Origin of the sequence: uncultured Alistipes sp. (assembly GCF_902388705.1) — a bacterium.
In the GTDB taxonomy this organism is placed as follows: Bacteria; Bacteroidota; Bacteroidia; order Bacteroidales; family Rikenellaceae; genus Alistipes.
In genome coordinates, this window is sequence record NZ_CABMQJ010000004.1 from 126,344 (window position 1) to 148,588 (window position 22,245).

Genomic DNA, 22,245 nt, shown 5'->3' on the forward strand with positions numbered 1-22,245 from the left:
CGCTTATTGTTTCTGCGCGAACTGCGCAGCCTGCGCCGCAATCAGCTCCTTGTCGTCGAAGTAGTTGATTTTCATGGCGCTTTTCACGTCGTCGAGGGTCCGTGCGGCCATTTCGCGGGCCACTGCGGAACCGTCGCGGAGTATCTCGTAAACCTCCCCGATGCGTCCTTCGTAGTATTTGCGGCGCTCGCGGAACGGTTCCAGCGTTTCGTTGAGCACGGCAATCAGGAATTTCTTGACCTTTACGTCGCCCAGGCCGCCGCGGCGGTAGTGGGCTTTCAGCTCCTCCAGCGACGGGTAGTCCGGCAGGTATTTCGGGAAATGCTCGGGACGGCTGAATGCGTCGAGGTACGTGAATACCGTGTTGCCCTCGACCTTGCCCGGGTCTTCGACGCGCAGGTGGTCGGGATCGGTATACATGCCCATGACTTTCTTCTTCACCTCCTCGGCGGTGTCCGAAAGGTAGATGCAGTTGCAGAGCGATTTCGACATTTTGGCCTTGCCGTCGGTGCCGGGCAGGCGCAGGCAGACGGCGTTCTCCGGCAGCAGGATTTCCGGTTCGACGAGTGCCGGGCCGTATACCGTGTTGAACTTGTGCACGATTTCGCGCGTCTGCTCGAGCATCGGCTCCTGGTCTTCGCCCGCGGGGACGGTCGTGGCCTTGAAGGCCGTGATGTCGGCCGCCTGGCTGATGGGGTAGGTGAAGAACCCGACCGGAATACCCTGGCGCTGCGTGTCGCATTCGGCGTTGTTCTCGGCGAAGCCGCGCAGTTGTATTTCGGCCTTTACGGTCGGGTTGCGCTGCAGGCGCTGTACCGTGACGAGGTTCATGTAGTAGAACGCCAGTTCGCACAGTTCTGGAATCTGCGACTGGATGAACAGGGTCGATTTCTTCGGGTCGAGGCCGACCGAGAGGTAGTCGAGCGCCACCTCTATGATGTTCTGGCGTACTTTTTCGGGGTTGTCCGCATTGTCGGTAAGAGCCTGTGCATCGGCTATCATGATGAAAATGCGCTCGAACTCGCCCGACTCCTGCAGTTCGACGCGGCGGCGCAGCGAACCCACGTAGTGTCCCAGGTGGAGCCGGCCCGTGGGACGGTCGCCGGTAAGAATGATCTTTCCCATAGAAATTATTGTGTATTTTGCGGACAAACATACGAAAAACCGCGCGCGTGACCTAATAAAGTTGCCGGATATAGATTTTTTTTATATTTTTGCATATTGAAATAATCGCCTGCTATGACTATAGTTCAGCTTGAATACCTGTTGGCCGTAGCCAACTGCGGCAGTTTTTCGCTTGCCGCCGAACATTGTTTCGTGACCCAGCCGTCGTTGAGCATGCAGGTCAAGGCGCTCGAGGAGGAGCTGGGCGTCGTGCTGCTCGACCGTTCGAAGAAACCCGTGATTCCGACCGAGGCGGGCGAAGTGGTGCTCGACCGCGCCCGCGAAACACTGCGCGCCTACAACAATATCCGCGAGTCGGTGGCCGAACTCAAGGGCGAAACCTCGGGCAAACTGCGCCTGGGCGTTATCCCGACCATCGCGCCCTATCTGCTGCACAAATTCATCCCCGCTTTCGTGCGCGACTATCCGAAAGTCGAACTGGAAATTTCGGAGATGATAACTTCCGACATCGTCGATGCGCTCAAGCGCGACCGCATCGACGCGGCGCTGGTCGCCAGCGGCACGTGCGGCGACGGCATCCTCGAGCAGGAGCTCTTCAACGACCGTTTCTACGCCTATGTTTCTCCCGAGAACCAGCTTTACGAGCGCTCGAATATCCGCATCGAGGACATCGACCTGCGGGAGTTGGTGATTTTGAGCGCCGGTAACTGTATGCGCGACCAGATTATCGAGTTGTGCCAGGCCAAACGCGACATGCCCTCGCACTATTCGTTCGAGTCGGGCTCGCTCGACACGCTGATGCGCATCGTCGACTGCACGTCGTGCCTGACGATTATCCCCGAGATGGCCGTCGAATATATTCCCTCCGACCGCCGCGACCGGCTCAAAATGCTCTCCAAGGGCGCCACGTCGCGCAAAATCGCCGTGGCCGTGCGCCGCACCTACGTCAAAAGTTCGATTATCAAGGCTTTGACCGACACGATTATGGCCAGTGTCCCGCCGGTTAAGAATTAAGGATTCCGGTCTTTTTCCGGAAGCGCGCCCGGCGAAACCGTTTCGCCGGGCGTTTCGTTTTCTGCCTGCCCCTGCCTGCCCCTGTCTGCCTCTGCCTGCCCCTGTCTGCCTCTGCCCGCGTTTCTGCCCCTGCCCGCGTGACTGCCCCTGCCCGCGTGACTGCGCTTCTGTCCGTATTCCTGCCTGCATTTTTGCCCGTTTCTCCTGCCTGTGTTTTGCCGGTATCCTCCTGTATTTCTGTGTTATGTTACTTGCACCCCTGCCTGCTTTTTCTGCCTGCATTCGCCCGCGCTTCTGTCCGTATTCCTGCCTGTGTTTCGCCGGTATCTGCCTGTGTTTCTGTATTATGTTACTTGCACCCCTGCCTGCTTTTTCTGCCTGCATTTACCTGTGTTCCCGTCGGTATTCCGTTCTGTCTTTTGCCCGGATTGTCGCAGCACAGTTGCGGCCGCCGTCCTGTTTTCGGCTTTTTTCGCCGCCCGCTGTGTCGTCCCGCTGCCGCCCGCTGTGTCGCCCCGCTGCCGTCCGTTGTGACTTTCTGCCGCAGCGGTCAGCGGACGCCCCGCCCGGATTGAGCGCCGGTGCCGTCTGCGCGGTCCGGTGCCTTGAGGCCGTCGTTGCCGGGGAGTGCCCGGCGGAACCTATCTCGCGGTGCGCCTGCTTTTTTACCGGGCTTAATTTTCAAATATCATTCTCTTTTCGTACCTTTGCAAGGTTATAGACACCTATTGATAATTTATGGATAAACTGATCGAAACTATCGTTCATGCGATTGAAGATAAAAAGGGTAAGAATATTGTATCGTTAGACCTCTCGGGATTCGACGGGGCGATATGCTCCCGTTTCATTGTGTGCAATGCCGATTCCACGACGCAGGTTGGCGCTATCGCCGCAGGCATCGAAGAGAAAGTGCTCGAGGTGCTGGGCGAGAAGGTCTGGCGCATCGAGGGGCAGCAGAACGCCGTCTGGATTGCGATGGACTATGTGGACGTGGTGGTTCATATTTTCCAGACCGAGCTGCGCGGCTTTTACAAACTCGAGGAGTTGTGGGCCGATGCGCCCATGACCAAATACGAATACGAAGAGTAATTTTGATATGGCAAAACAGGGTAAGAACAATAATAAGCTGAATATGAACATGCCGCGGCCCTCGATGATGTGGATTTGGGGACTGATCGGCGCCTTCATCATCGGCTGGTACGTGTTCGGCGATGTCAACGACACGCCGGTCAGCAGCGACTGGACTACCGTCCAGCAGATGGTCGAGAAAGGCGACGTGGAGAAAATCCAGATTGTCAACCGCGACCAGGCGCAGGTATTCCTCAGGAAGGAGGCCGCCGAGCAATACCGCAGGGATTCGGTGGACAAGCGTTTCCGCCGGATGCCTGAAACGGGCGTGCAGCTCATCTTCACGATCGGCTCGGTCGATTCGTTCCGCGAAGACCTCAAAGCCGCCGAGCAGCAGTCGGGACAGACGGTGCCCGTCGTTTACGAAAACAAGGAAAACGGCTGGACGAACGTGCTTATCAACCTGCTGCCCTGGGTGCTGATTATCGGCGTGTGGATTTTCGTCATGCGGTCGATGTCGCGCGGCGCCGGAGGCGGTGCGGGCGGCGGCATCATGAACGTGGGCAAAGCCAAGGCGCAGGTGTTCGACAAGGACAATACCAAACGCGTGACGTTCAAGGACGTGGCCGGCCTGGAGGAGGCCAAGGTCGAGATTATGGAAATCGTCGACTTCCTCAAGAAATCCGACAAATACCGGGAACTGGGCGCTAAAATCCCCAAAGGGGCGCTGCTCGTAGGCCCTCCGGGAACGGGTAAAACGCTGCTGGCCAAAGCCGTCGCCGGCGAGGCCAACGTGCCTTTCCTCTCGATTTCGGGCTCGGATTTCGTGGAAATGTTCGTGGGCGTGGGCGCTTCGCGTGTCCGCGACCTGTTCGAACAGGCCAAGCAGAAAGCTCCCTGCATCGTCTTCATCGACGAGATCGACGCCATCGGCCGTGCCCGCGGCAAGAATGCCGGGTTCTCGGGCAACGACGAGCGCGAAAATACGCTGAACCAGCTCCTGACGGAGATGGACGGTTTCCAGACCAATGCGGGTGTCATCGTGCTCGCGGCCACGAACCGCGCCGACATCCTCGACAAGGCGCTGATGCGCGCCGGGCGTTTCGACCGCCAGATCGAGGTGGGGCTGCCCGACGTCAAGGAGCGCGAGGAGATTTTCAACGTCCACCTGCGCCCGCTGAAACTCGATCCGAAGCTCGACCGTTCGTTCCTTGCGCGCCAGACTCCCGGTTTCTCGGGCGCCGACATCGCCAATGTCTGCAACGAGGCGGCCCTGATTGCGGCGCGTCACAATAAGAAATTCGTTTCGAAAGAGGATTTCCTCGCGGCCATCGACCGCATCGTGGGGGGCCTCGAACGCAAGAATAAAATCATCACCGACGAAGAGAAGCGCGTAATCGCCTACCACGAGGCGGGGCACGCCACGGTAAGCTGGATTCTCGAGAACGCCAGTCCGCTGATTAAGGTGACGATCATCCCGCGCGGCAAGGCCCTCGGCGCGGCGTGGTACCTGCCCGAGGAGCGGCAGATTACCACGCGCGAGCAGATGATGGACGAACTGGCCGCCACGCTCGGCGGACGGGTTTCCGAGCAGCTGACCTTCGGCGAGGTTTCGACCGGGGCGCTCAACGACCTGGAGCGGGTCACCAAGCAGGCTTACGCCATGGTGGCCTATTACGGCATGAGCGAGAACGTCGGCACGTTGAGTTTCTACGATTCGACGGGCCAGAGCGACATGGCCTTCACCAAACCCTATTCGGAACTCACGGCGCAGCAGATCGACTCCGAGGCCAAACAGGTTATCGAAAAAGCGTACGCGATGGCCGAGAACGTGCTCAAGGCGCATGCCGACGGGCTCAAGGAGCTGGCCGAACTGCTGCTGGAGCGCGAAGTGGTCTTCACCGAAGACGTGGAGCGCATTTTCGGCAAACGCAAGAAGGACATCCTGCGTGAGCGGAAAGAGGCCGAAGCCAAAGCCGCCGGAAATGCCGCAGACGTGCCGGGCGCGGCGCCTGCATCCTCTGCTGCGGCGCAGAGTTCCGAACCGTCCGCCGCTTCCGCCGTCGCGCAGACGGCCGCCGAAGAAGCGCCTGCGGGCAGCACTGCCGCCGCGAGCGCCGAACCCGAATAAACGAACCTAACCTGCTTGAATAGCTGATGAGTGAAAAAATGAAGAACCTCGCAGTACGCACGATGAGCGGCCTTGTCCTCGCCGCGGTGGTGCTGGGGGCCATTGCCTGGTCGCAATGGAGTTTCGGCGCACTGCTGCTGGTGCTGCTTGCGGTCGGGATGCACGAATTCTACGCGCTTGCCGGGAAACAGGGCAATTCCCCGCAGAAAATCGTGGGACTCGTGGCGGGCATCGTACTTTTCGTACTCAACTTCGCTTTCGTGTCGGAAGACATCGAGATACTGGGCAGTGCCCGGCAGGCGTACGGCTGCGGCCTTGCGTTCCTGCTGTTGCTGCTGCCCGCCATGTTCATCTGCGAGCTTTACCGCCGGAATGAAAATCCGGCCGCCGGAATCGGAACGACGATGATGGGCGTGTGCTACGTGGCGCTGCCGCTGTCGCTGATGTGCTACATTCCGATGGTCGGCAGCGATACGTGGAACCCGTGGGTGATGATCGCATACATCTTCATCATCTGGGCCAACGACGTTTTCGCCTACCTGGTCGGTATGTCTGTCGGACGCCACCGCCTGTGCGAGCGCCTCTCCCCCAAAAAGTCGTGGGAGGGATTCTTCGGCGGCCTGGCCGGCGCTGTCGTCATGGGCGTAGTCGCCGCGAAAGTGCTCGACGCCCACGTCTGGGTGTGGGCCGGCCTGGCGCTGGTCGCAGCCGTTTCGGGCGTGCTGGGCGATTTGGTGGAGTCGATGTTCAAGCGCGCCGCGGGCGTCAAGGATTCCGGGAAGCTGATTCCCGGCCACGGCGGGATGCTGGACCGCTTCGACGCCATGTTGCTTTCTGCGCCGTTCGTGTTCGTCTATATGCTTTTTGTGATGTAACTGCAAACCTAATTAAGTTATGAGAATAAATAAGGAAGGCTATAAAATCATCGGTATCTCGGGCGCTGTCTGTGTGCTTTTGTTTTGGCTGATTTACCACCTGCTTGTCAGCGATTCGAGTGTCTCGCTGCTGTGGGTAAGCGCGGTACTGCTGTTGCTGTTCTGGTTTTTTATCGTGGCGTTTTTCCGGGAGCCGCGTCGTGTGCGCATACACGATGCCGATTTGGTTTTCTCGCCCTGTGACGGCCGTGTGGTCGTGACGGAGGTTGTCCGCGAGAATGAGTACCTCGACGAGGAGATGCTGCAAATCTCGATTTTCATGTCCGTGACGAACGTCCATATGAACTGGGTTCCCGTGGGGGGTACGGTCGAATATTTCAAATACCATCCGGGGCGTTTCCTCGTTGCCTGGCATCCCAAGTCGTCGACCGAGAACGAGCGTACGACGACTGTGGTGCGGATGGACTCGGGCCGCAAAGTGCTCTTCCGCCAGATTGCGGGCCTGATTGCCCGGCGCATCATCTCCTACATGAAAGTCGGGGAGCCCGTGGAGCAGAACAGCGTCTGCGGCTTTATCAAATTCGGCTCGCGCGTCGACGTGCTGGTGCCGAAAGACAGTGAACTGCTGGTCGAAATCGGCGATCCCGTCGTGGGTTCGCAGACTCCGATTGCACGCCTGCACAGGGCCTAAACTCCGGCGGCTATGCAGACGACTCCCCAGACTATCCTGAAGTTTATCGTGGGCGCGGCGATTGCTGCGGCCATCCTCTTCCTGGTCTGGTATTTCCGTTCGATTGTCGTTTATGTCCTGATTTCTGCGGTGCTGGCCGTCATGGGCAATCCGCTCGTGAAACGCCTCGCCGCGCTGCATGTCAAAGGGTGGCGTATTCCCCGCTGGCTGGCTGCGCTGGCGACGCTGATTGTTATCTGGGTGGTGCTGGCCACGCTCTGCTCCCTGTTCGTGCCGCTCGTTTTCAACAAGATATACCAATTCTCGAATGTCGATTTCGCTACGGTGGTGGGCAGTATCGAGGAGCCGGTAGCCCGGGCGCAGAATTACCTGCACGAGTTCTTCGCCATGCCCGAGAGTTCCCTGTCGCTTTCGGAGGCGCTCGCCTCCGCCCTGAAGCAGGTGATCGACATCGAATCGCTCAACACCATCTTTTCGTCGATTGTCAACGTCGTACTCTCCTCGGTCATCGCCATTTTCTCCATCACGTTCATTACCTTCTTCTTCCTGCGGGACGAGGGACTGTTCTACTCCATGATTACGGCGATGTTCCCCGACCGCTACCACGAGAATATCACCCGGGCGCTCGATTCGGTCACGCTGCTGCTGGCCCGCTATTTCACGGGGATTCTTTCGGAGAGCCTGATGCTGATGGTGGCGGTGTCGCTGACGATGATGGCCTTCGGCATGAAGGCCGCCGACGCGGCGTTCATCGGCCTCGTGATGGGCGTGATGAACGTGGTGCCCTACGCCGGGCCGCTGATCGGCGGCGTGGTGTCGGTGTTCGTGGGCATCGTGACCCCTATCGAGGGCATGAGCGTGGGACATACGGCGTTCGTTATCGCCGGCTCGCTGCTGGTTCTCAAGGGGCTCGACGATTTCGTCCTCCAGCCGACGCTCTATTCCGAGCGCGTCAAGGCGCACCCGCTCGAAATTTTCCTCGTAATTCTGATTGCCGGTTCGCTGGCCGGAATCCTCGGCATGCTGCTGGCCATTCCGTCGTATACCGTGCTGCGCGTTTTCGCCAAGGAGTTTTTCTCCCAGTTCCGGCTGGTGCGTAAGTTAACCGAAAAAATCTGATGGAGGGTGTGACGATAGAGGGCGTTGTGGAACACGGACGCCGCCTCGGGCGCGAACTGGGATTTCCGACGGCCAATATGGCTGTTCCCGATTCCGTCGGCGCTGCGGACGGAGTCTATTACTCCCGTGTCGAAATCGACGGAGCGTGCTACGACGCCATGTCCAACCTGGGCCGCAACCCGTCGGTCGGCGGTTCGGAGCGGCATCTCGAAACGCATATTTTCGGATTTGGCGGATCGTTGTACGGCCGTACGCTGCGCGTCGTGCTGGTTTGCAGAATCCGCGACGAGCGTCGCTTCGCTACAATCGAAGAGTTGCGTGAGCAGTTGGCAAGGGACAAGGAATATATCTTGAAATTAAAAAAATAACAACCTATGTTTTTGGATTTGACTATGCCCTATAAGGTCGCCGACATGTCGCTGGCCGAATGGGGACGCAAAGAGATTGAAATCGCCGAGCACGAGATGCCCGGACTGATGGCCGTGCGCCGCAAATACGGCCCGCAGAAACCGCTGAAAGGCGTACGCGTCATGGGCTCGCTGCACATGACCATCCAGACCGCCGTGCTGATCGAAACGCTCGTCGAGCTGGGCGCCGACGTGCGCTGGTGCTCGTGCAACATCTTCTCGACGCAGGATCATGCCGCCGCGGCTATCGCCGAAGCGGGCGTTCCGGTCTTCGCGTGGAAAGGCGAAACGCTGCCCGAATACTGGTGGTGTACCGCCATGGCGCTTTCGTTCCCGGGCGGCAAGGGCCCCCAGCTGATTGTGGACGACGGCGGCGACGCCACGCTGCTGATTCACAAGGGATACAAGGCCGAAGGGGATGCTTCGACGCTCGACTACGCCCCCTCGTCCTACGAGGAGGAGGTGATTCTGGACACGCTCAAAACGATCCTTGGCGAGGATAAGGACAAATGGCACCGCACGGTAGCCGACTGGAAAGGCGTGAGCGAGGAAACCACGACGGGCGTGCACCGCCTCTACCAGATGCAGGAGGCCGGCGAACTGCTCGTTCCGGCCATCAACGTCAACGACTCCTGCACCAAGTCGAAGTTCGACAACCTGTACGGCTGCCGCGAGTCGCTGGCCGACGGCATCAAGCGCGCCACCGACGTGATGATTGCGGGCAAGGTGGTCGTGGTCTGCGGCTACGGCGACGTAGGCAAGGGCTGTGCGGCTTCGATGCGTTCGTACGGCGCCCGTGTCATCGTGACCGAAATCGACCCTATTTGCGCTCTGCAGGCGGCAATGGAGGGCTTCGAAGTGAAGACCGTCGAAAGCGCCCTGGCGGAGGGGAATATCTTCGTCACCTGCACGGGTAACTGCGACATCATCACGCTCGAACATATGGAGAAGATGCGCGACCAGGCGATTGTCTGCAACATCGGCCATTTCGACAACGAAATCCAGATGGCGCGCCTCGAGAAATCGGGGGCTGTCAAGACCAATATCAAACCGCAGGTCGACAAGTTCACCTTCCCCGACGGCCATTCGATTTTCGTACTGGCCGAAGGCCGCCTGGTGAATCTCGGCTGTGCCACGGGACATCCCTCGTTCGTGATGTCGAACTCCTTTACGAACCAGTGCCTCGCACAGATGGAGTTGTGGCAGGAGAAGCTCGAAGTGGGGGTTTACCGCCTGCCGAAGCACCTCGACGAGGAGGTTGCGCGCCTGCACCTGGACAACCTCGGCGTGGAGCTCACGCACCTTACGAAGAAACAGGCCGACTACATCGGCGTGAATCCCGACGGCCCCTACAAAGCCGAACATTACCGCTATTGATTCCCCGTATCCGGGGTGTCTTTCCCATGCGAACGGAAGCTTTGCCGGATGGCGGGGCTTCCGTTTCCGTTGTCGTGTCCGGGAAGGAAGTTGCCCGGAAGGCGACGATACGCATAATCCCGCCGCTGCGGTCTGTGACGGCCGGGGTGCGCCGCGACTGAACCCGGAATGCATGAAAACCCCGCTGTCGAAAGACAGCGGGGTTTTCCATACCGGCGTTTGGCCGGGCCGGGGCTTTGCCCTGCAGGGGTCAATATCCGAATATTTCCTCCTGCGACACGGTCTGGATCGGCCCGAGCGTCTTGAGGTAGTTCAAATCGAGATCCTGAATGTCGCCCAGGATGCCGTATACGTATTTGCGGCCCTTAATCCATTTTTCCTGTGCCGCCTTGACATCGGCGAGCGTCATTTCCTGCGCCTTTTCGAAAATCTGTTTGGCGCGCGGTTCCGTCAGTCCGAGGTCGCGGGCGCTGAGGTAACTCCACAGCACGTCGCTCTTCACCGTGCGGTCGGTGCGCAGGCGTGTGATGAGCGCCTCCTTGGCGATGTTGAACGCAGCCTCCGATTCGGGCATGTTGTTGATGATGTCGTCGAATGCCTCGACGGCCTTTTGCAGCTTGTCGTTCTGCGTTGCGATGAACGCGTAGAAGAAGTAGTCGCCTTTGGCGTTCGAGGGCGTTGCGAGGGTGGCCCACGCCGAATACGCCAGGCCGCGGGCTTCGCGCATCTCCTGGAATACGATGCTGTTCATGCCGCCGCCGAAATACTCGTTGTAGAGGGAAATTTCGGGATCGGCCGCCAATTCCAGTTTTTCGCCGCGGTTCGAATACTGGAGGTAATAGAGCTGCTTGGCGTCGTATTGCGCCAGTACGACCTTGTTCTGGTCGGTAGGCTGCTGGACGCTGAATTTCTTCTCCAGCGGCTTCAGGTCGGCGGCTGCCTTGTGGTGCTCGGCCAATGCCTCTTTCACCTCTTTTTCGTCCATCGGCCCGTAGTAGAGCACCTCATGCTGATTGCCCGTCAGGTCGCTGATCTTGGCGAGCAGCTGCTCCGATGTCAGCCCCTGCAGTTCGGGGTTGGGGAGGGTGGTGCGGCGGATGAAGTCGCTGCCGTAGAACAGGTAGCGCTGGAGGGCGCTGAAGCAGCGGCCCTGGTTGAGCTTGGCGTCGGCACGGCTCTTGATCATGTCGCCCTTGAGGTTCTGCAGGATGGCTTCGTCGGGTTTGGCCCCGGCAATCAATCCCTCGACAATCTCCATGGCTTTACCCATGTTCTCGCTCAATCCCTGTATCTGTATCCAGCTCTGGTTGGGTCCGGCGTTCAGGTAGAACGAGCAGGCGTTGTCGTACATTTCCGATGCAATCTGCTCGGCGGTCATCTTGTCGGTGCCGAGGTAGCCGAGGTAGTTGAAGGCCAGGTTCAGCGCCGGATCGTTCTCCGTGCCGGTGTTGAACACGTAAATCAGGGTGAAGATGTCGTTGGTGTCGTTCTTCTTGTAGAGCACGTCCACGCCCTTCTGCGCCGGGAACTGCGACATGTCTTTCTTGTAGTCGACGAATACCGGTTCGATCGGTTCGACCTGCGTGTTCTGCACTTCGGCGAGGAACTCGCTCTTGTTGTCGCGGTTGGTCACGATCGGCGTGATTTTCGGGGCTGCGATTTTCTGTTCGTTGGGGTCTTTGCCTTCGCGCTTGTAGACGATGGCGTAGCTTTCGGGGCCGAGGTACTTGTTGGCCCAGTCCACGACGTCCTGCTTGGTGATTTTCGACATGCGGTCGAGCTGCTGTACGTCGTCGGCCCAGTCGTTGCCGTAGATGAACGAATAAACGTAGGTTATTGCGCGGTTGCCGTTGTCCTCTAACGAGCGCATCCGATCCAGTTTGTAGTTGTTGATGGTCGCCTCGATGAGCTTTTCGTCGAAGTCCCCGTTCCGCAGCTTGGCGATTTCCGCCAGGAGCAGGTCGCGCACTTCGTCCAGCGACTGCCCGGCTTTCGGGCGGCCGGCTACGAGGAACGTGCCGTAGTCGGGCTGCGTCGATGCGTAGCCGTAGGCCGACAGCACTTTCTGCTGCTGGTTGAGGTCGAGGTCGATCAGGCCTGCCTGTCCGTTGTAGAGCACCGAGCCGACGATGTCGCTGACATCGGTCGATTTATCGGTCGCGCCCGGCAGGCGCCATCCCAGCATCACGTTGGCGGCCTCCAGGCCGTAAACCTCTTTCACGACGGGCGAGGTAATCGGCTGTTCGGGTTCGAAATGCAGTTTGGGCAGATCGGGATTGGGCTGCATGTCGCCGAAGTATTTTTCGATTGTGGCGACCATCTCGTCCGGATCGAAGTCGCCCGACACGCAGACGGCCATGTTGTTCGGCACGTAATAGGTCTTGTGGTAATTCCTGACGTTGGTGATCGACGGGTTTTTCAGGTGCTCCTGCGTGCCCAGCACGGTCTGCGTGCCGTAGGGATGGTGGGGGAAGAGTGCGGCGTCCATGGCTTCCCATACCTTGCGGCTGTCCTGGGTCAGCGACATGTTCTTCTCCTCGTAAATGGTTTCCAGCTCGGTGTGGAAGCCGCGGATTACGGGATTCCTGAAACGGTCGGACTGGATTTTGGCCCAGTTGTCGATTTGGTTCGAGGGAATGTCCTCGACGTAAACCGTCATGTCCTGCGACGTAAAGGCGTTGGTGCCGTTGGCGCCGATGGCAGACATCAGTTTGTCGTACTCGTTGGGAATGGCGATTTTCGATGCCTCGTAGCTCACCGAGTCGATTCGGTGGTAGATGGCGGCGCGCTCGGCCTCGTCCGTCGTTTTGCGGTATACCTCGAACAGGTTCTCGATTTCATCGAGCATCGGTTTCTCGGCCGCATAGTCCGAGGTGCCGAACTGCTGCGTGCCCTTGAACATCAGGTGCTCGAAATAGTGGGCCAGGCCCGTGGTTTCCGCCGGGTCGTTCTTGCCGCCCACCTTGACGGCGATGTAGGTCTGGATGCGCGGCGTTTCCTTATTGACGCTCATGTAGACCTTCATGCCGTTGTCGAGCGTGTAGATGCGGGTGTTCAACGGGTCGCCCGCTACCGTTTCGTACTTGTACTTGGAACAAGCCGCGGCCAGCATCGCTACGATGACTGCCGTAAGGAGTAGAAACTTTTTCATTATCTCTGGGGTTAGAAAATTGTCACGAACCAGTCCCGTACGGCCGGATAGGTGTCCGCCGTGACGTGGATGAACATTCCGATTGCTGCCGCGAGCTTGATTCCGGTGCCGACGACGAACGAGAGGAAGGAGCCGAATCCCACGAGGACGGCTTTCGGGAAGTCGCGCCGGTCGTTTAACAGTTCGCCGATTACGGCGCCTGCGAACGGCCCGAGGATGATGCCGAGGGGCGGGAAGATGAAAAAACCGGCAAATACGCCGATTGTGGCGCCGATGGCGCCCGAACGGGAGCCCCCGAAGCGGCGGGTCATCCATGCGGGCAGGAAGTAGTCGGCTACGCTGACGGCGACCGTGATTGCCAGCCATATCCACAGGGAGGCTGCCGACATGTGCGAATAGGAGGTGAACCAGGCGCAGAGCAGGCCCGCATAACTGAATACCACACCGGGCAGGGCAGGGACGATACAGCCGATGATGCCGGCGATCGAGAGCAGGAATGCTGCGACGGAGAGGGCTATGTCCATAGTCTTGTGGATGATGACTCTTACAAAGATAAGGGCGCAGGGGTGAAAATGCAAATAAATCGGGCTTTTATTTTGGCCCGGCGCTCCGCACGGCCCGATTTTCCGCGTGTGGCGCTGATTTTCCCCGGTTTATTTGGACCTTCGGTAAAAAAAGAGTTACTTTGTGCGCTCACTGTATATGAACCCTTATCCCCTTTTATGAAATCTGTCCGTATTTTCCTGCTTTCCGGCTGCGCTGCGCTCGCCGTGTCGTGTGTCGACAAAGTAAAAAGCGACATCAACCGCAACGTCAACATCGCTGCGCTGGAACCGATGACCGCATACGAAGTCCCTGTGAAAGAGGGATTCACGACCGTGGTTTCGCTCGGCGGCGAACAACTGGCCGCAACCCGCAGCCCGCTGACCATTTCCGTTCCGGCATACGCCCTGACGCGTGCCGGTGGGCTCGAGGTCAGTTATTCCGACGAAGAAATTTTCGGCGAATTCGGTTTCGCCTCCTACTGGAACTACCTCTCTTTCGAGGATACCCGCAGCGGCGACTGCGATTACAACGACGTAGTGCTCCACTGCCGTGTGAAATCCGACGTCCCGTGGTATTATTCGGGGACGGAGCCGTGCACGCATACCGTTTCGGTGCAGCCCGTGGCATTGGGCGGCAGTGCGACGGTCGGTTTCGGGTTTCTCTACCGGGACGCCGACGGTCAGATCAAAGAGCATATGGTGACCGAAGACATCCGCCGCGATCTGTTTTTCAACGACCGCTCGTTCCCGATTAATACCGACCTTGCGAAGCCGACGAAAAAGGTTTCCAACAAGTTGGAGCCGGTGTTCGAATGCACGACCACGCAGTCTGTGTTCCCGGTGGTCTGGTTTATCGTCAACGGCGACGACCGGCTTTATGCCGCGACGACCAATTTCGACGCCGACCGGAAGTTCAACATGATAAACGACGAAGGGGTGCCTTACGGTATCGCGCTGACGAAGAAGTGGTGCTATCCGGTCGAGAAATGCAACATCCGCAAGGCCTGGCCCGGGTTCGACGAGTGGCTCCGCACCGGTAACGAGGCGGTACTGCTCGGTCGTTCCGTTCGTGAGAACGTTTACACCCCGGCGACACTCAAGGACGGCGCCAACGGCGATCTTTGGGATTACGAGAAATAAGCCTCGGTAAACAACGAAAAAGGCGAACCGTGAGGTTCGCCTTTTCATTTGTCCGCCTTCCGGGCTACTTCACGAGCCGGTTGGTCGCCGTGTCGGGAAATACGATCCACGGCTTGAACTGTTTTGCGTCTTCGAAATCCATCAGCGCATAGGATGCGATGATGATGACGTCGCCCACCTGTACCTTGCGTGCCGCAGCGCCGTTGAGGCAGATGCAGCCGCTTCCGCGTTCGCCCTTGATGACATAGGTTTCGAAACGTTCTCCGTTGTTGATGTCCATGATTTGGACCTTTTCGCCCTCGATGATGTTTGCGGCTTCCAACAGCGCCTCGTCGATGGTGATGCTCCCCACGTAATTCAGGTCGGCCTGTGTGACCGTTACGCGGTGGATCTTGGATTTGATGACTTCAATCTGGAATTTCATTATCGGATACGAATGTTATCGATTAAACGAATATCTCCGGCCTGTACGGCGATGCAGCCCTGGATACGCTCGGCGTCGCTCCATGCGGCGACCTCCTGCATCGTTCGTGCGTCGACCGACTGGTAGTAGATGACTTTCAGCAGCGGGTCGCTCTCCACTTCGGCCGTGACCCATGCTTTCAGCTCGGCGGGAGCCATTTGCTGCGACTTGCCGGCTGCGGCGCGCAATGCAGCGTAAATGTGCGGCGCCGCGGCGCGGTGCGCCGCATCGAGCAGCGTGTTGCGTGACGAGAGCGCCAGTCCGTCCTCGCCGCGGACGATTTCGCACTCGACGATTTCGACCGGGAGCGCCAACTGGCGTACCATCGCCTTGATAACCGCGATTTGCTGGAAATCTTTCTCGCCGAAGTAGGCCCGTGCGGGGCGTACGATATCGAACAGGCGGCTGACGACCTGCGCCACCCCGTTGAAATGTCCGGGGCGCGTCGCGCCCTCCATGACCTTGTCGATCAGTCCGAAGTCGAACTGCCGTGTATCGGGCTCGGGGTATATCTCTTCGACGGCGGGCATGAGCACCAAGTCCGCGCCGGCCTCTTCCAGCAGGCGTGCGTCGGCCTCCGGGGTGCGGGGGTAGTGCTTCAGGTCGTTCCTGTCGTTGAATTGCGTGGGGTTTACGAAGACGCTCACCACGACGACGGCGTTTTCCCGCCGCGCGCGCTCGACGAGCGAACGGTGTCCCGCATGCAGGGCGCCCATCGTCGGCACGAAGCCGATTTCCGATTGCTTCGCCTTGTCCAGTTCGGCGCGAAGCTCTTTGACACTTGAAAATACTTTCATCTCTTACTTGATGCGAGTTGTGCGGGGCAAAGGTAGAAATTCCCCCAGACATAAAGAAGAAAAAAAACGGAAAAAATACCCGGCCTCTTCGCCGTGTGCGGCCTCTTCTGCTCCGAAGTCGCGCCCGGGCCGTTTCTGGATGCGCTTTCCGTACGCTGAAACCGTGTTTTTGTGCGAAAAAGGAGGATATTCGTTGATTTTATTTCCGGGGACGGTAAAAAGCACTTATATTTACATCCGGTTGAACAACGGTGGAAGTATCCGTTTCCCGTCCCGTTACGGAACGGGAATGCGGCGGTTCTGTATTTTCGCCTGTAAAATTAATCCGCCCTCCGGGAACCGGGGCGAAAATTTTTATTGGTTATGAAGAAATTTATTCTCTGTGTGTTTGCTGTGGCTGCCTGCCTGGCGGCATTCGGCCAGGGCGGGCGCGTGTTGGGAGTCCGCGCCGGTCTGAACGTGACGAACATCGACTTTTCGGCCGGGAGTGCGAGCGTTTCGCTGGATTCGCGGGCATCGTTCAACGCCGGGTTCGTTTACCAGCAGCCGCTCATGCGCATGCTTCCCCTTTATCTCGAAACGGGTCTTTACGTAACCGGCCGCGGGGCTTCGATCAATGCCGCCGATTTCGACCTCGGATTCGACGAGGAGCTGTCCGGCAAGGTGAAGTTCAATATGCTCTATTTGCAGGTTCCCGTTGCGGTGAGCTGGCACTTCAATATCAAGAGCGTTTCGATACAGCCGCTGGCCGGTGTTTTCTATGGCCTGGGTATCCACGGCAAGGCGAAGTTCAAGGGCGAGAAGGCCGATTTGTTCAAATCCACGGATTTGGGCGACGGTGCCGAGGAAGAGGCGGTTTTCAAGCGTTCCGACCTGGGATTGCGTTTCGGGGCGAACGTGGTGCTCAAGAAGCATTACAACGTCAGCCTGGGTTATGACCTGGGTCTGTTGAATATCCTCAAGAACGGCGACGAGGTCAAGGCCAAGAACGGCAGCTTCTATATTTCGCTGGGTTACAACTTCTGAAAAACCGTCCGGCCATGTCCGGACAAAATGTAAAAATGCCGGGAGGATGTTCAGACATCCTCCCGGCATTTGTTCTGCCGCGCTTTAGCGCTTTGTCCTGTCGCTCCTTACCGCAGGGCCGGCAGCCACACCCGGTAACCGCCGTTGCCGCGGTTGCCGAACGCATGGTAGGGGATGGCGGTGAACCGGGTCTGCACGCCTTCTTCGGTGACGGCCGTTCCGGTGATGACCGGCGTGCCGCCCATCAGGTCGCTGCGGTATTCGAGCCGCATACCGCCGGCGGTGTCGAGCTCGAGCCGGTCGTAATCCGCGTTGTCGGCCTGTTCGATGCAGTATACGAAGGGGCCGGCTGCGAGCGCGACCTTGCCGTCCAGCTCCCGGGCCTGCTCGTGTGCGCGAATCACGCGCGGTGCGACGGGAAGCTGCAGCGAGATGCGGTCGTCGGGCTGCCATCTCCTCTCGATTACGGCATATCCCCGCTCGAGGCGTATTTCGACCGGGGTTCCGTTGACGGACAACTGCGGTTTTCCGTTACTTTCGGAAACGTAGAGCCCGAACGGGTTTTCCTCGCCGCGCGCCCAGCCCGGAATGCGTATCCTCACGGCAAAGCGGCTCGCCTTGTCGGGCGTGAGCGTAAGATCGACCTGTCCGTCGGCCGGGTATCCCGTCTGCTGCCGAACGTTTATGCGGGTGCCGCCGAGTGCGATGTCGGTGCGGCTGCCGATGAAGAGGTTGACGTAAAGCGACTTGCCGTCTTCGGCATAGATGAATCCCGGCGTGGCGGAAACGATTTTCAGGAACATTGGCGGACAGCACGGGCAGGGATGCCACTCCCAGCGCTCGCTGCGGTCGGTGTTGAGCGGGTTCTGGTAGGTGTAGCGGTCGCCCGAAGCAGAAACGCCTGCCAGTACGTTGTTGTACAGCGCGCGTTCGAATTCGTCCATGTATTTCGCGTCGCCCGTCAGGCTGTTCATGCTCTGGCTGAAGAATCCGACGCCGACCGCCGCGCAGGTTTCCAGGTAGGCGTCCGTCGGCAGAAAGTAGTCGTGGCCGAATTTCTCGTCGAAGTGCACGGCCCCGACGCCGCCCGTGAGGAAAAGTTTGCGGCCGGCCATGTCGTCCCACCAGCGTTTGGCCGTGGCGATGTACCGCTCGTCGCCGTTTTCGCAGGCTGCTGCGGCGATGCCCGTCGCCAGCAGCGTGGCCCGCACGGCGTGTCCGACGATGGCGGGCTGCTCGAATACGCGAATCGAGTCCTGTGCATAGTCGCCCCACGTGGGGCGGGCGTCGGGGCCGAACTGCGCGGTGTACAGGTTCTTATGAATCCACCGCTCGGCGCTGTCATTGCCCCAGGTGCCCCACAGCGGCTGTCCGCAATGTACGCCGCGGTTGCCGATCCAGAACTCGGCCAGCGCCAGGTAGTCGCCGGCCGCGGACTGTGCCCCGGTTTGTTCGCGCAGCTGCGGTTCGTCGCGGTAGAGCCGGTAGAGCTTGATTAGCGCCTCCTCGGGGCCGGAGTGCGCCGGAACGATGTTCTTTTTCGGCGAGGGGCCCATGATGCGCACCATGTAGTCGGCAAACCGGGTGGCGATGCGCAGCAGGCGCGCATCGCCCGTCGCCTTGTAGTAGTGCACGCCCGCCTCGACGAGCATGCCTGCGTTGTACACGTCGTGCTGCATCCGCAGCAAACCGCCGTTCGCACCCCAGCGGTGGCCGTCCTCCGTGAGTTGCGTATGGGTGCCCAGGAACCCGTCCGAATCGCTCTGCTGCGCCGCTTCGATGCGCGCGATGTAGCCGTCCACGCGCGCCTTGAGCGCCGAATCGGGCCGCTGTGCCAGCAGGTCGGCGATGCCCCGAATCGTTTCGTAGACCAGTCCGTCGTACCACGGCGGGCCGGCATGGCGTCCGATGTCGCGGGCCCCCGAGGCCACGAGGTCGAAATTTTCGAATGCGTCGACGCCGCAGGCGAAATGCGCCGGGTCGTTGCCCTCGAACTTGTCCAGCATGTCGCCGACGGTCACGTGCTCCCATTTTTCGAAACGGGGGCTCCAGAAGGTGTCTTCGACGGTGACCGTTCCGGCCTCCAGCGGCCGGATTTTTGCAGTGCCGTTGTCCGGACTGCATCCCGCCGCCAGTAACGGCAGGGCCAGAAGCAGGGTTTTTGCAGGTTTCATCAGTGCGGGTTTATGTTGTTTTATTTTAAAGTGCGGAACGGGGCCAGGACGTTCGTTGCTGCAAATATAATTAAATTTTCAGCATACTGGTACGAACCGGTATGTTTTTATGGAAAATCGTGCGGCTTCCGTTTCCGGGGCGGGCTGTCCCGGCAGGGCGTTCCGGTCCCGTGTAAAAATGCCCGTGTGCGGATAATTCGCAAAAAAACCGTATATTTCGGGGAAATTCAAACCCGAACGACATGAAAAATTTATTCACACTGACATCTATGACTGTTACCGCTGTTGCACTGACCTCGTGCTGCGGGGCGTCGAAAACCGAAGCCCCGTGGATCGTCGACCGTTTCGACGACATCAAGGTCATCCGTTACGAAGTCCCCGGCTTCGAACAGCTCCCGCTGGAGGAGAAAGAGTTGATTTATTACCTTGCCGAGGCCACGAAGTGCGGCCGCGACATCCTTTTCGACCAGAATTTCAAATATAACCTCGCCGTTCGCCGTACGCTCGAAACGGTGTACGAAAATTATGAGGGCGACCGCACGGCGGCCGAGTGGAAGGCGCTGGAGAAATACCTGAAAAAGGTGTGGTTCGCCAACGGTATACACCACCATTATTCGAACGACAAGTTCGTGCCCGAATTTACCGAGGGGTATCTGCTCGACGTTATCGAAACCATTCCCGAGGAGAAGTTCGGCGGCCTGAATCCGCTGCGCGGCGAGGTGTGCCGGGCGATTTTCGATCCGGCGCTCTATCCCACGCGCCTGAACCAGAAGGCCGGCGAAGACCTGATTGCGACCTCGTCGAACAACTATTACGAGGGCGTGACGCAGGCCGAGGTCGAGAAGTTCTACGCCGACATGGCCGCTGCCGACGCGGGCAATCCCGAGCCGGTTTCCTACGGCCTGAACTCCAAGCTGGTGAAGGAGGACGGCGTGGTGAAAGAGCGCGTCTGGAAAATCGGCGGCATGTATTCGCCCGCCATCGAGAAAATCGTCTACTGGCTCGAAAAGGCGCAGGCCGTAGCCGCCGAACCGCAGAAAAGCAATATCGCGGCGCTTGTCGACTATTACAAGACGGGCGACCTGCGCCAGTTCGACCGTTACAACATCGGCTGGGTGAAGGACACCGTGTCGAACGTCGACTTCGTGAACGGCTTCATCGAGGATTACGGCGATCCGCTCGGCCGCAAGGCGTCGTGGGAGGGCATCGTGAACTTTATGGACAAGGAGGCCTGCCACCGCACGGAGGTGATTTCCGACAATGCGCAGTGGTTCGAAGATCATTCGCCCGTTGCTCCCGCCTACCGCAAGGAGAAGGTGAAAGGCGTGTCGGCCAAGGTTATCACCGTGGCGATGCTGGGCGGCGACTGCTATCCCGCGACGCCGATCGGCATCAACCTGCCCAACGCCGACTGGATTCGCAAGGAGTACGGTTCGAAATCGGTGACCATCGACAACATCACCTACGCGTACGACCAGGCCGCGCACGGCAACGGCTTCAACGAGGAGTTCGTGCTGCGCGCCGACGACCGCGAGCGCCTGGATAAATACGGCAAACTGGCCGACGACCTCCATACCGATTTGCACGAGTGCCTGGGCCACGGCTCGGGCCAGCTGGCGCCGGGCGTCAAGGGCAACGAGCTGAAGAGTTACAGTTCGACGCTCGAGGAGACCCGCGCCGATTTGTTCGGCCTCTACTACCTGGGCGATCCGAAGATGGTCGAACTGGGGCTGGTGCCGTCGTTCGACGTGGCCAAAGCCGGATATGCGAAATACATCCTGAACGGCATGATGACCCAGCTGGCGCGCATCGAGCCGGGCAAGAACGTCGAAGAGTCGCACATGCGCAACCGCAAACTGATCTGCGAGTGGTGCTACGAGCGCGGCAAGGCCGACAAGGTGATCGAAATGGTCGAGCAAAACGGTAAGACGTACGTGGTGGTCAACGACTTCGAGAAGCTGCGCGGGCTGTTCGGCGATATGCTCCGCGAGGTGCAGCGCATCAAGTCGGAGGGCGACTACGAGGCTGGAAAGGCGCTTGTCGAGCGGTATGCCGTCGAGGTCGACCCTGCCTTGCACAAGGAGGTGCGCGACCGGTACTATGCACTCAATATCGAGCCTTACGGCGGTTTCGTGAACCCCGAGTTCGAACTGGTCGAGAAAGACGGCAAGGTGGTCGACGTGAAAATCAGCTATCCGGCCAACTACACGGAACAGATGCTCGGCTATTCGAAAGAGTACTCGTTCCTGCCCGACGTCAACTGATTGTTGCGACGATAATACTTATCAAAAAGATGCGCCCTGTACCGGGGCGCATCTTCCGTTTTATCCGGTTTCGGGGTCACTCTTTCGTCCCGGCTTCGCCGTCGATGGCGAATGTCGAAACGATTACCATCTTCTCGTCCACGTTGTTGGGGTTCGATACGATGATGCCGTATTCGCCTGCGGGGCGTTCGTCGAAGGTCAGGCGGTAGGAGCTTTCGCCGTATTTTTCGGCCGAGAACCGCAGGTAGTCCATCGTGTTGGAGCTCACCGAGAACGACCCGACGGCCGAAATCACCGCCGAGCGGTTCTTTTTGGTGCTCTTCATGCGGAATACGCGTATGATGGACATGGGGTCGGCCTTGTTGTCCCTGGCGCGGACGATGAGTGCGACCGGTGCCGTGCCGTCGAACCGCACGCCGGCCGAGCCGCCTTCGACGAGAATTTTCGTTTTGGATTTGCTGGCTGCGAATCCGGCGATGTAGACGCCGGCGCCCGTTCGCATCCGCACGTTGTGTTTTTCGAGCTTTTTGGACGAGCCGTCGGGGAATACGCCGACGACCTCACCCTCGAATTCGGGTTCGAGGGTTTGTGCCGTTACAGCATTTCCCCCCCCCAGATTATGGCCGTAGCAGCCATCAGGAATAGGATTTTTTTCATCATTGTATTGATTTGGATTATAGCCGCACACCGTGCGCGACGGACAAAAATAACAATTTTTCGGAAAGCCTGTATACCCCCCCCCGATTTTTTTGAAACATCCCTCCTGAATGCAGCGAAGCGCACCTTTTTACAAGTGCGCTTCGCTTTCGGGTGTTACTCGGCAACCTCTTCGAACTGGTCTTTGCCGACGCCGCAGACGGGGCAAACCCAGTCTTCGG

General features: G+C 59.0%; 19 protein-coding genes. 11 read left to right on the forward strand and 8 right to left on the reverse strand.

The window, feature by feature from the left end; translation table 11 throughout:
* Positions 1-3: 3 nt before the first annotated feature.
* Positions 4-1,125, reverse strand: coding sequence for a tryptophan--tRNA ligase (gene trpS / locus QZT71_RS02690; RefSeq protein ID WP_295912094.1), 1,122 nt, complete (start codon positions 1,123-1,125; stop codon positions 4-6).
* A 114-nt stretch (positions 1,126-1,239) separates the two neighbouring features.
* On the opposite strand from trpS, the gene QZT71_RS02695 reads away from it, so the two are divergent.
* From QZT71_RS02695 to ahcY, 8 genes are all read left to right on the forward strand, one after another.
* The gene (locus QZT71_RS02695) at positions 1,240-2,139 is read left to right on the forward strand and encodes a hydrogen peroxide-inducible genes activator (RefSeq protein ID WP_295912095.1); all 900 of its coding nucleotides are present in this window, start codon (positions 1,240-1,242) and stop codon (positions 2,137-2,139) included.
* A 738-nt stretch (positions 2,140-2,877) separates the two neighbouring features.
* Positions 2,878-3,228, forward strand: coding sequence for a ribosome silencing factor (gene rsfS / locus QZT71_RS02700; protein WP_295912097.1), 351 nt, complete (start codon positions 2,878-2,880; stop codon positions 3,226-3,228).
* Between the two features lie 7 nt (positions 3,229-3,235).
* Positions 3,236-5,338 carry an ATP-dependent zinc metalloprotease FtsH gene (gene ftsH, locus QZT71_RS02705; RefSeq protein ID WP_295912099.1) on the forward strand — a complete coding sequence of 701 codons (2,103 nt, stop codon included), beginning with the start codon at positions 3,236-3,238 and terminating at the stop codon, positions 5,336-5,338.
* A 26-nt stretch (positions 5,339-5,364) separates the two neighbouring features.
* Positions 5,365-6,213, forward strand: a complete 849-nt coding sequence (locus QZT71_RS02710; protein WP_295912102.1) for a phosphatidate cytidylyltransferase — start codon at positions 5,365-5,367, stop codon at positions 6,211-6,213.
* Between the two features lie 19 nt (positions 6,214-6,232).
* On the forward strand, positions 6,233-6,904 hold the full coding sequence (locus QZT71_RS02715) for a phosphatidylserine decarboxylase family protein (RefSeq protein ID WP_295912105.1): 672 nt from the start codon (positions 6,233-6,235) through the stop codon (positions 6,902-6,904).
* A gap of 12 nt (positions 6,905-6,916) precedes the next feature.
* Entirely contained in the window at positions 6,917-8,023 is a 1,107-nt protein-coding gene (locus tag QZT71_RS02720; protein ID WP_295912107.1) for an AI-2E family transporter, read from the forward strand.
* Positions 8,023-8,391 carry a riboflavin kinase gene (locus QZT71_RS02725; RefSeq protein ID WP_295912110.1) on the forward strand — a complete coding sequence of 123 codons (369 nt, stop codon included), beginning with the start codon at positions 8,023-8,025 and terminating at the stop codon, positions 8,389-8,391. Before QZT71_RS02720 ends, QZT71_RS02725 begins: the two co-directional genes overlap by 1 nt.
* Positions 8,392-8,397: 6 nt before the next feature.
* Positions 8,398-9,807, forward strand: coding sequence for an adenosylhomocysteinase (gene ahcY, locus QZT71_RS02730; RefSeq protein ID WP_295912112.1), 1,410 nt, complete (start codon positions 8,398-8,400; stop codon positions 9,805-9,807).
* A gap of 250 nt (positions 9,808-10,057) precedes the next feature.
* Here ahcY and QZT71_RS02735 read toward each other — a convergent pair whose 3' ends face one another.
* Positions 10,058-12,919, reverse strand: a complete 2,862-nt coding sequence (locus tag QZT71_RS02735; RefSeq protein ID WP_295912137.1) for an insulinase family protein — start codon at positions 12,917-12,919, stop codon at positions 10,058-10,060.
* A 50-nt stretch (positions 12,920-12,969) separates the two neighbouring features.
* Positions 12,970-13,482: a DUF456 domain-containing protein gene (locus QZT71_RS02740; RefSeq protein ID WP_295912114.1), complete on the reverse strand. Its 513-nt coding sequence runs from the start codon at positions 13,480-13,482 to the stop codon at positions 12,970-12,972.
* 198 nt (positions 13,483-13,680) lie between these two features.
* Here QZT71_RS02740 and QZT71_RS02745 point away from each other — a divergent pair, with 198 nt between their 5' ends.
* Complete coding sequence (locus QZT71_RS02745; protein ID WP_295912117.1) at positions 13,681-14,643, forward strand: DUF4842 domain-containing protein; 963 nt, start codon at positions 13,681-13,683, stop codon at positions 14,641-14,643.
* Positions 14,644-14,707: 64 nt separating this feature from the next.
* Here the strand turns inward: QZT71_RS02745 and panD are convergent, their stop codons facing one another.
* Together panD and panC are read right to left on the reverse strand one after the other, a co-directional pair.
* Positions 14,708-15,067: an aspartate 1-decarboxylase gene (gene panD / locus QZT71_RS02750; protein ID WP_295912120.1), complete on the reverse strand. Its 360-nt coding sequence runs from the start codon at positions 15,065-15,067 to the stop codon at positions 14,708-14,710.
* The gene (panC, locus tag QZT71_RS02755; RefSeq protein WP_295912124.1) at positions 15,067-15,903 is read right to left on the reverse strand and encodes a pantoate--beta-alanine ligase; all 837 of its coding nucleotides are present in this window, start codon (positions 15,901-15,903) and stop codon (positions 15,067-15,069) included. The genes panD and panC overlap by 1 nt, the downstream gene beginning before the upstream one ends.
* Positions 15,904-16,266: 363 nt before the next feature.
* On the opposite strand from panC, the gene QZT71_RS02760 reads away from it, so the two are divergent.
* Positions 16,267-16,929, forward strand: a complete 663-nt coding sequence (locus tag QZT71_RS02760) for a porin family protein (protein ID WP_295912126.1) — start codon at positions 16,267-16,269, stop codon at positions 16,927-16,929.
* Positions 16,930-17,036: 107 nt separating this feature from the next.
* On the opposite strand, the gene QZT71_RS02765 is transcribed toward QZT71_RS02760, so the two are convergent.
* Positions 17,037-19,103 carry a beta-L-arabinofuranosidase domain-containing protein gene (locus QZT71_RS02765; RefSeq protein ID WP_295912128.1) on the reverse strand — a complete coding sequence of 689 codons (2,067 nt, stop codon included), beginning with the start codon at positions 19,101-19,103 and terminating at the stop codon, positions 17,037-17,039.
* Positions 19,104-19,372: 269 nt separating this feature from the next.
* On the opposite strand from QZT71_RS02765, the gene QZT71_RS02770 reads away from it, so the two are divergent.
* A complete protein-coding gene (locus tag QZT71_RS02770) occupies positions 19,373-21,367 on the forward strand; it encodes a dihydrofolate reductase (protein WP_295912142.1) in 1,995 nt (664 codons plus the stop codon).
* A 76-nt stretch (positions 21,368-21,443) separates the two neighbouring features.
* On the opposite strand, the gene QZT71_RS02775 is transcribed toward QZT71_RS02770, so the two are convergent.
* Positions 21,444-21,869 (reverse strand): hypothetical protein, encoded by a 426-nt coding sequence (locus tag QZT71_RS02775; RefSeq protein ID WP_295912130.1) that lies wholly within the window; start codon positions 21,867-21,869, stop codon positions 21,444-21,446.
* Positions 21,870-22,180: 311 nt separating this feature from the next.
* Positions 22,181-22,245, reverse strand: a 65-nt coding sequence (locus QZT71_RS12490; RefSeq protein WP_367112539.1) for a rubredoxin, incomplete at its 5' end; no start/stop codon positions are given.

Coding starts and splice junctions, on each gene's coding strand:
- trpS (WP_295912094.1), bottom strand. CDS start 1,125: ATGGGAAAGATCATTCTTACCGGCGACCGTCCCACGGGCCGGCTCCAC.
- QZT71_RS02695 (WP_295912095.1), top strand. CDS start 1,240: ATGACTATAGTTCAGCTTGAATACCTGTTGGCCGTAGCCAACTGCGGC.
- rsfS (WP_295912097.1), top strand. CDS start 2,878: ATGGATAAACTGATCGAAACTATCGTTCATGCGATTGAAGATAAAAAG.
- ftsH (WP_295912099.1), top strand. CDS start 3,236: ATGGCAAAACAGGGTAAGAACAATAATAAGCTGAATATGAACATGCCG.
- QZT71_RS02710 (WP_295912102.1), top strand. CDS start 5,365: ATGAGTGAAAAAATGAAGAACCTCGCAGTACGCACGATGAGCGGCCTT.
- QZT71_RS02715 (WP_295912105.1), top strand. CDS start 6,233: ATGAGAATAAATAAGGAAGGCTATAAAATCATCGGTATCTCGGGCGCT.
- QZT71_RS02720 (WP_295912107.1), top strand. CDS start 6,917: ATGCAGACGACTCCCCAGACTATCCTGAAGTTTATCGTGGGCGCGGCG.
- QZT71_RS02725 (WP_295912110.1), top strand. CDS start 8,023: ATGGAGGGTGTGACGATAGAGGGCGTTGTGGAACACGGACGCCGCCTC.
- ahcY (WP_295912112.1), top strand. CDS start 8,398: ATGTTTTTGGATTTGACTATGCCCTATAAGGTCGCCGACATGTCGCTG.
- QZT71_RS02735 (WP_295912137.1), bottom strand. CDS start 12,919: ATGCTGGCCGCGGCTTGTTCCAAGTACAAGTACGAAACGGTAGCGGGC.
- QZT71_RS02740 (WP_295912114.1), bottom strand. CDS start 13,482: ATGGACATAGCCCTCTCCGTCGCAGCATTCCTGCTCTCGATCGCCGGC.
- QZT71_RS02745 (WP_295912117.1), top strand. CDS start 13,681: ATGAAATCTGTCCGTATTTTCCTGCTTTCCGGCTGCGCTGCGCTCGCC.
- panD (WP_295912120.1), bottom strand. CDS start 15,067: ATGAAATTCCAGATTGAAGTCATCAAATCCAAGATCCACCGCGTAACG.
- panC (WP_295912124.1), bottom strand. CDS start 15,903: ATGAAAGTATTTTCAAGTGTCAAAGAGCTTCGCGCCGAACTGGACAAG.
- QZT71_RS02760 (WP_295912126.1), top strand. CDS start 16,267: ATGAAGAAATTTATTCTCTGTGTGTTTGCTGTGGCTGCCTGCCTGGCG.
- QZT71_RS02765 (WP_295912128.1), bottom strand. CDS start 19,103: ATGAAACCTGCAAAAACCCTGCTTCTGGCCCTGCCGTTACTGGCGGCG.
- QZT71_RS02770 (WP_295912142.1), top strand. CDS start 19,373: ATGACTGTTACCGCTGTTGCACTGACCTCGTGCTGCGGGGCGTCGAAA.
- QZT71_RS02775 (WP_295912130.1), bottom strand. CDS start 21,869: ATGCGAACGGGCGCCGGCGTCTACATCGCCGGATTCGCAGCCAGCAAA.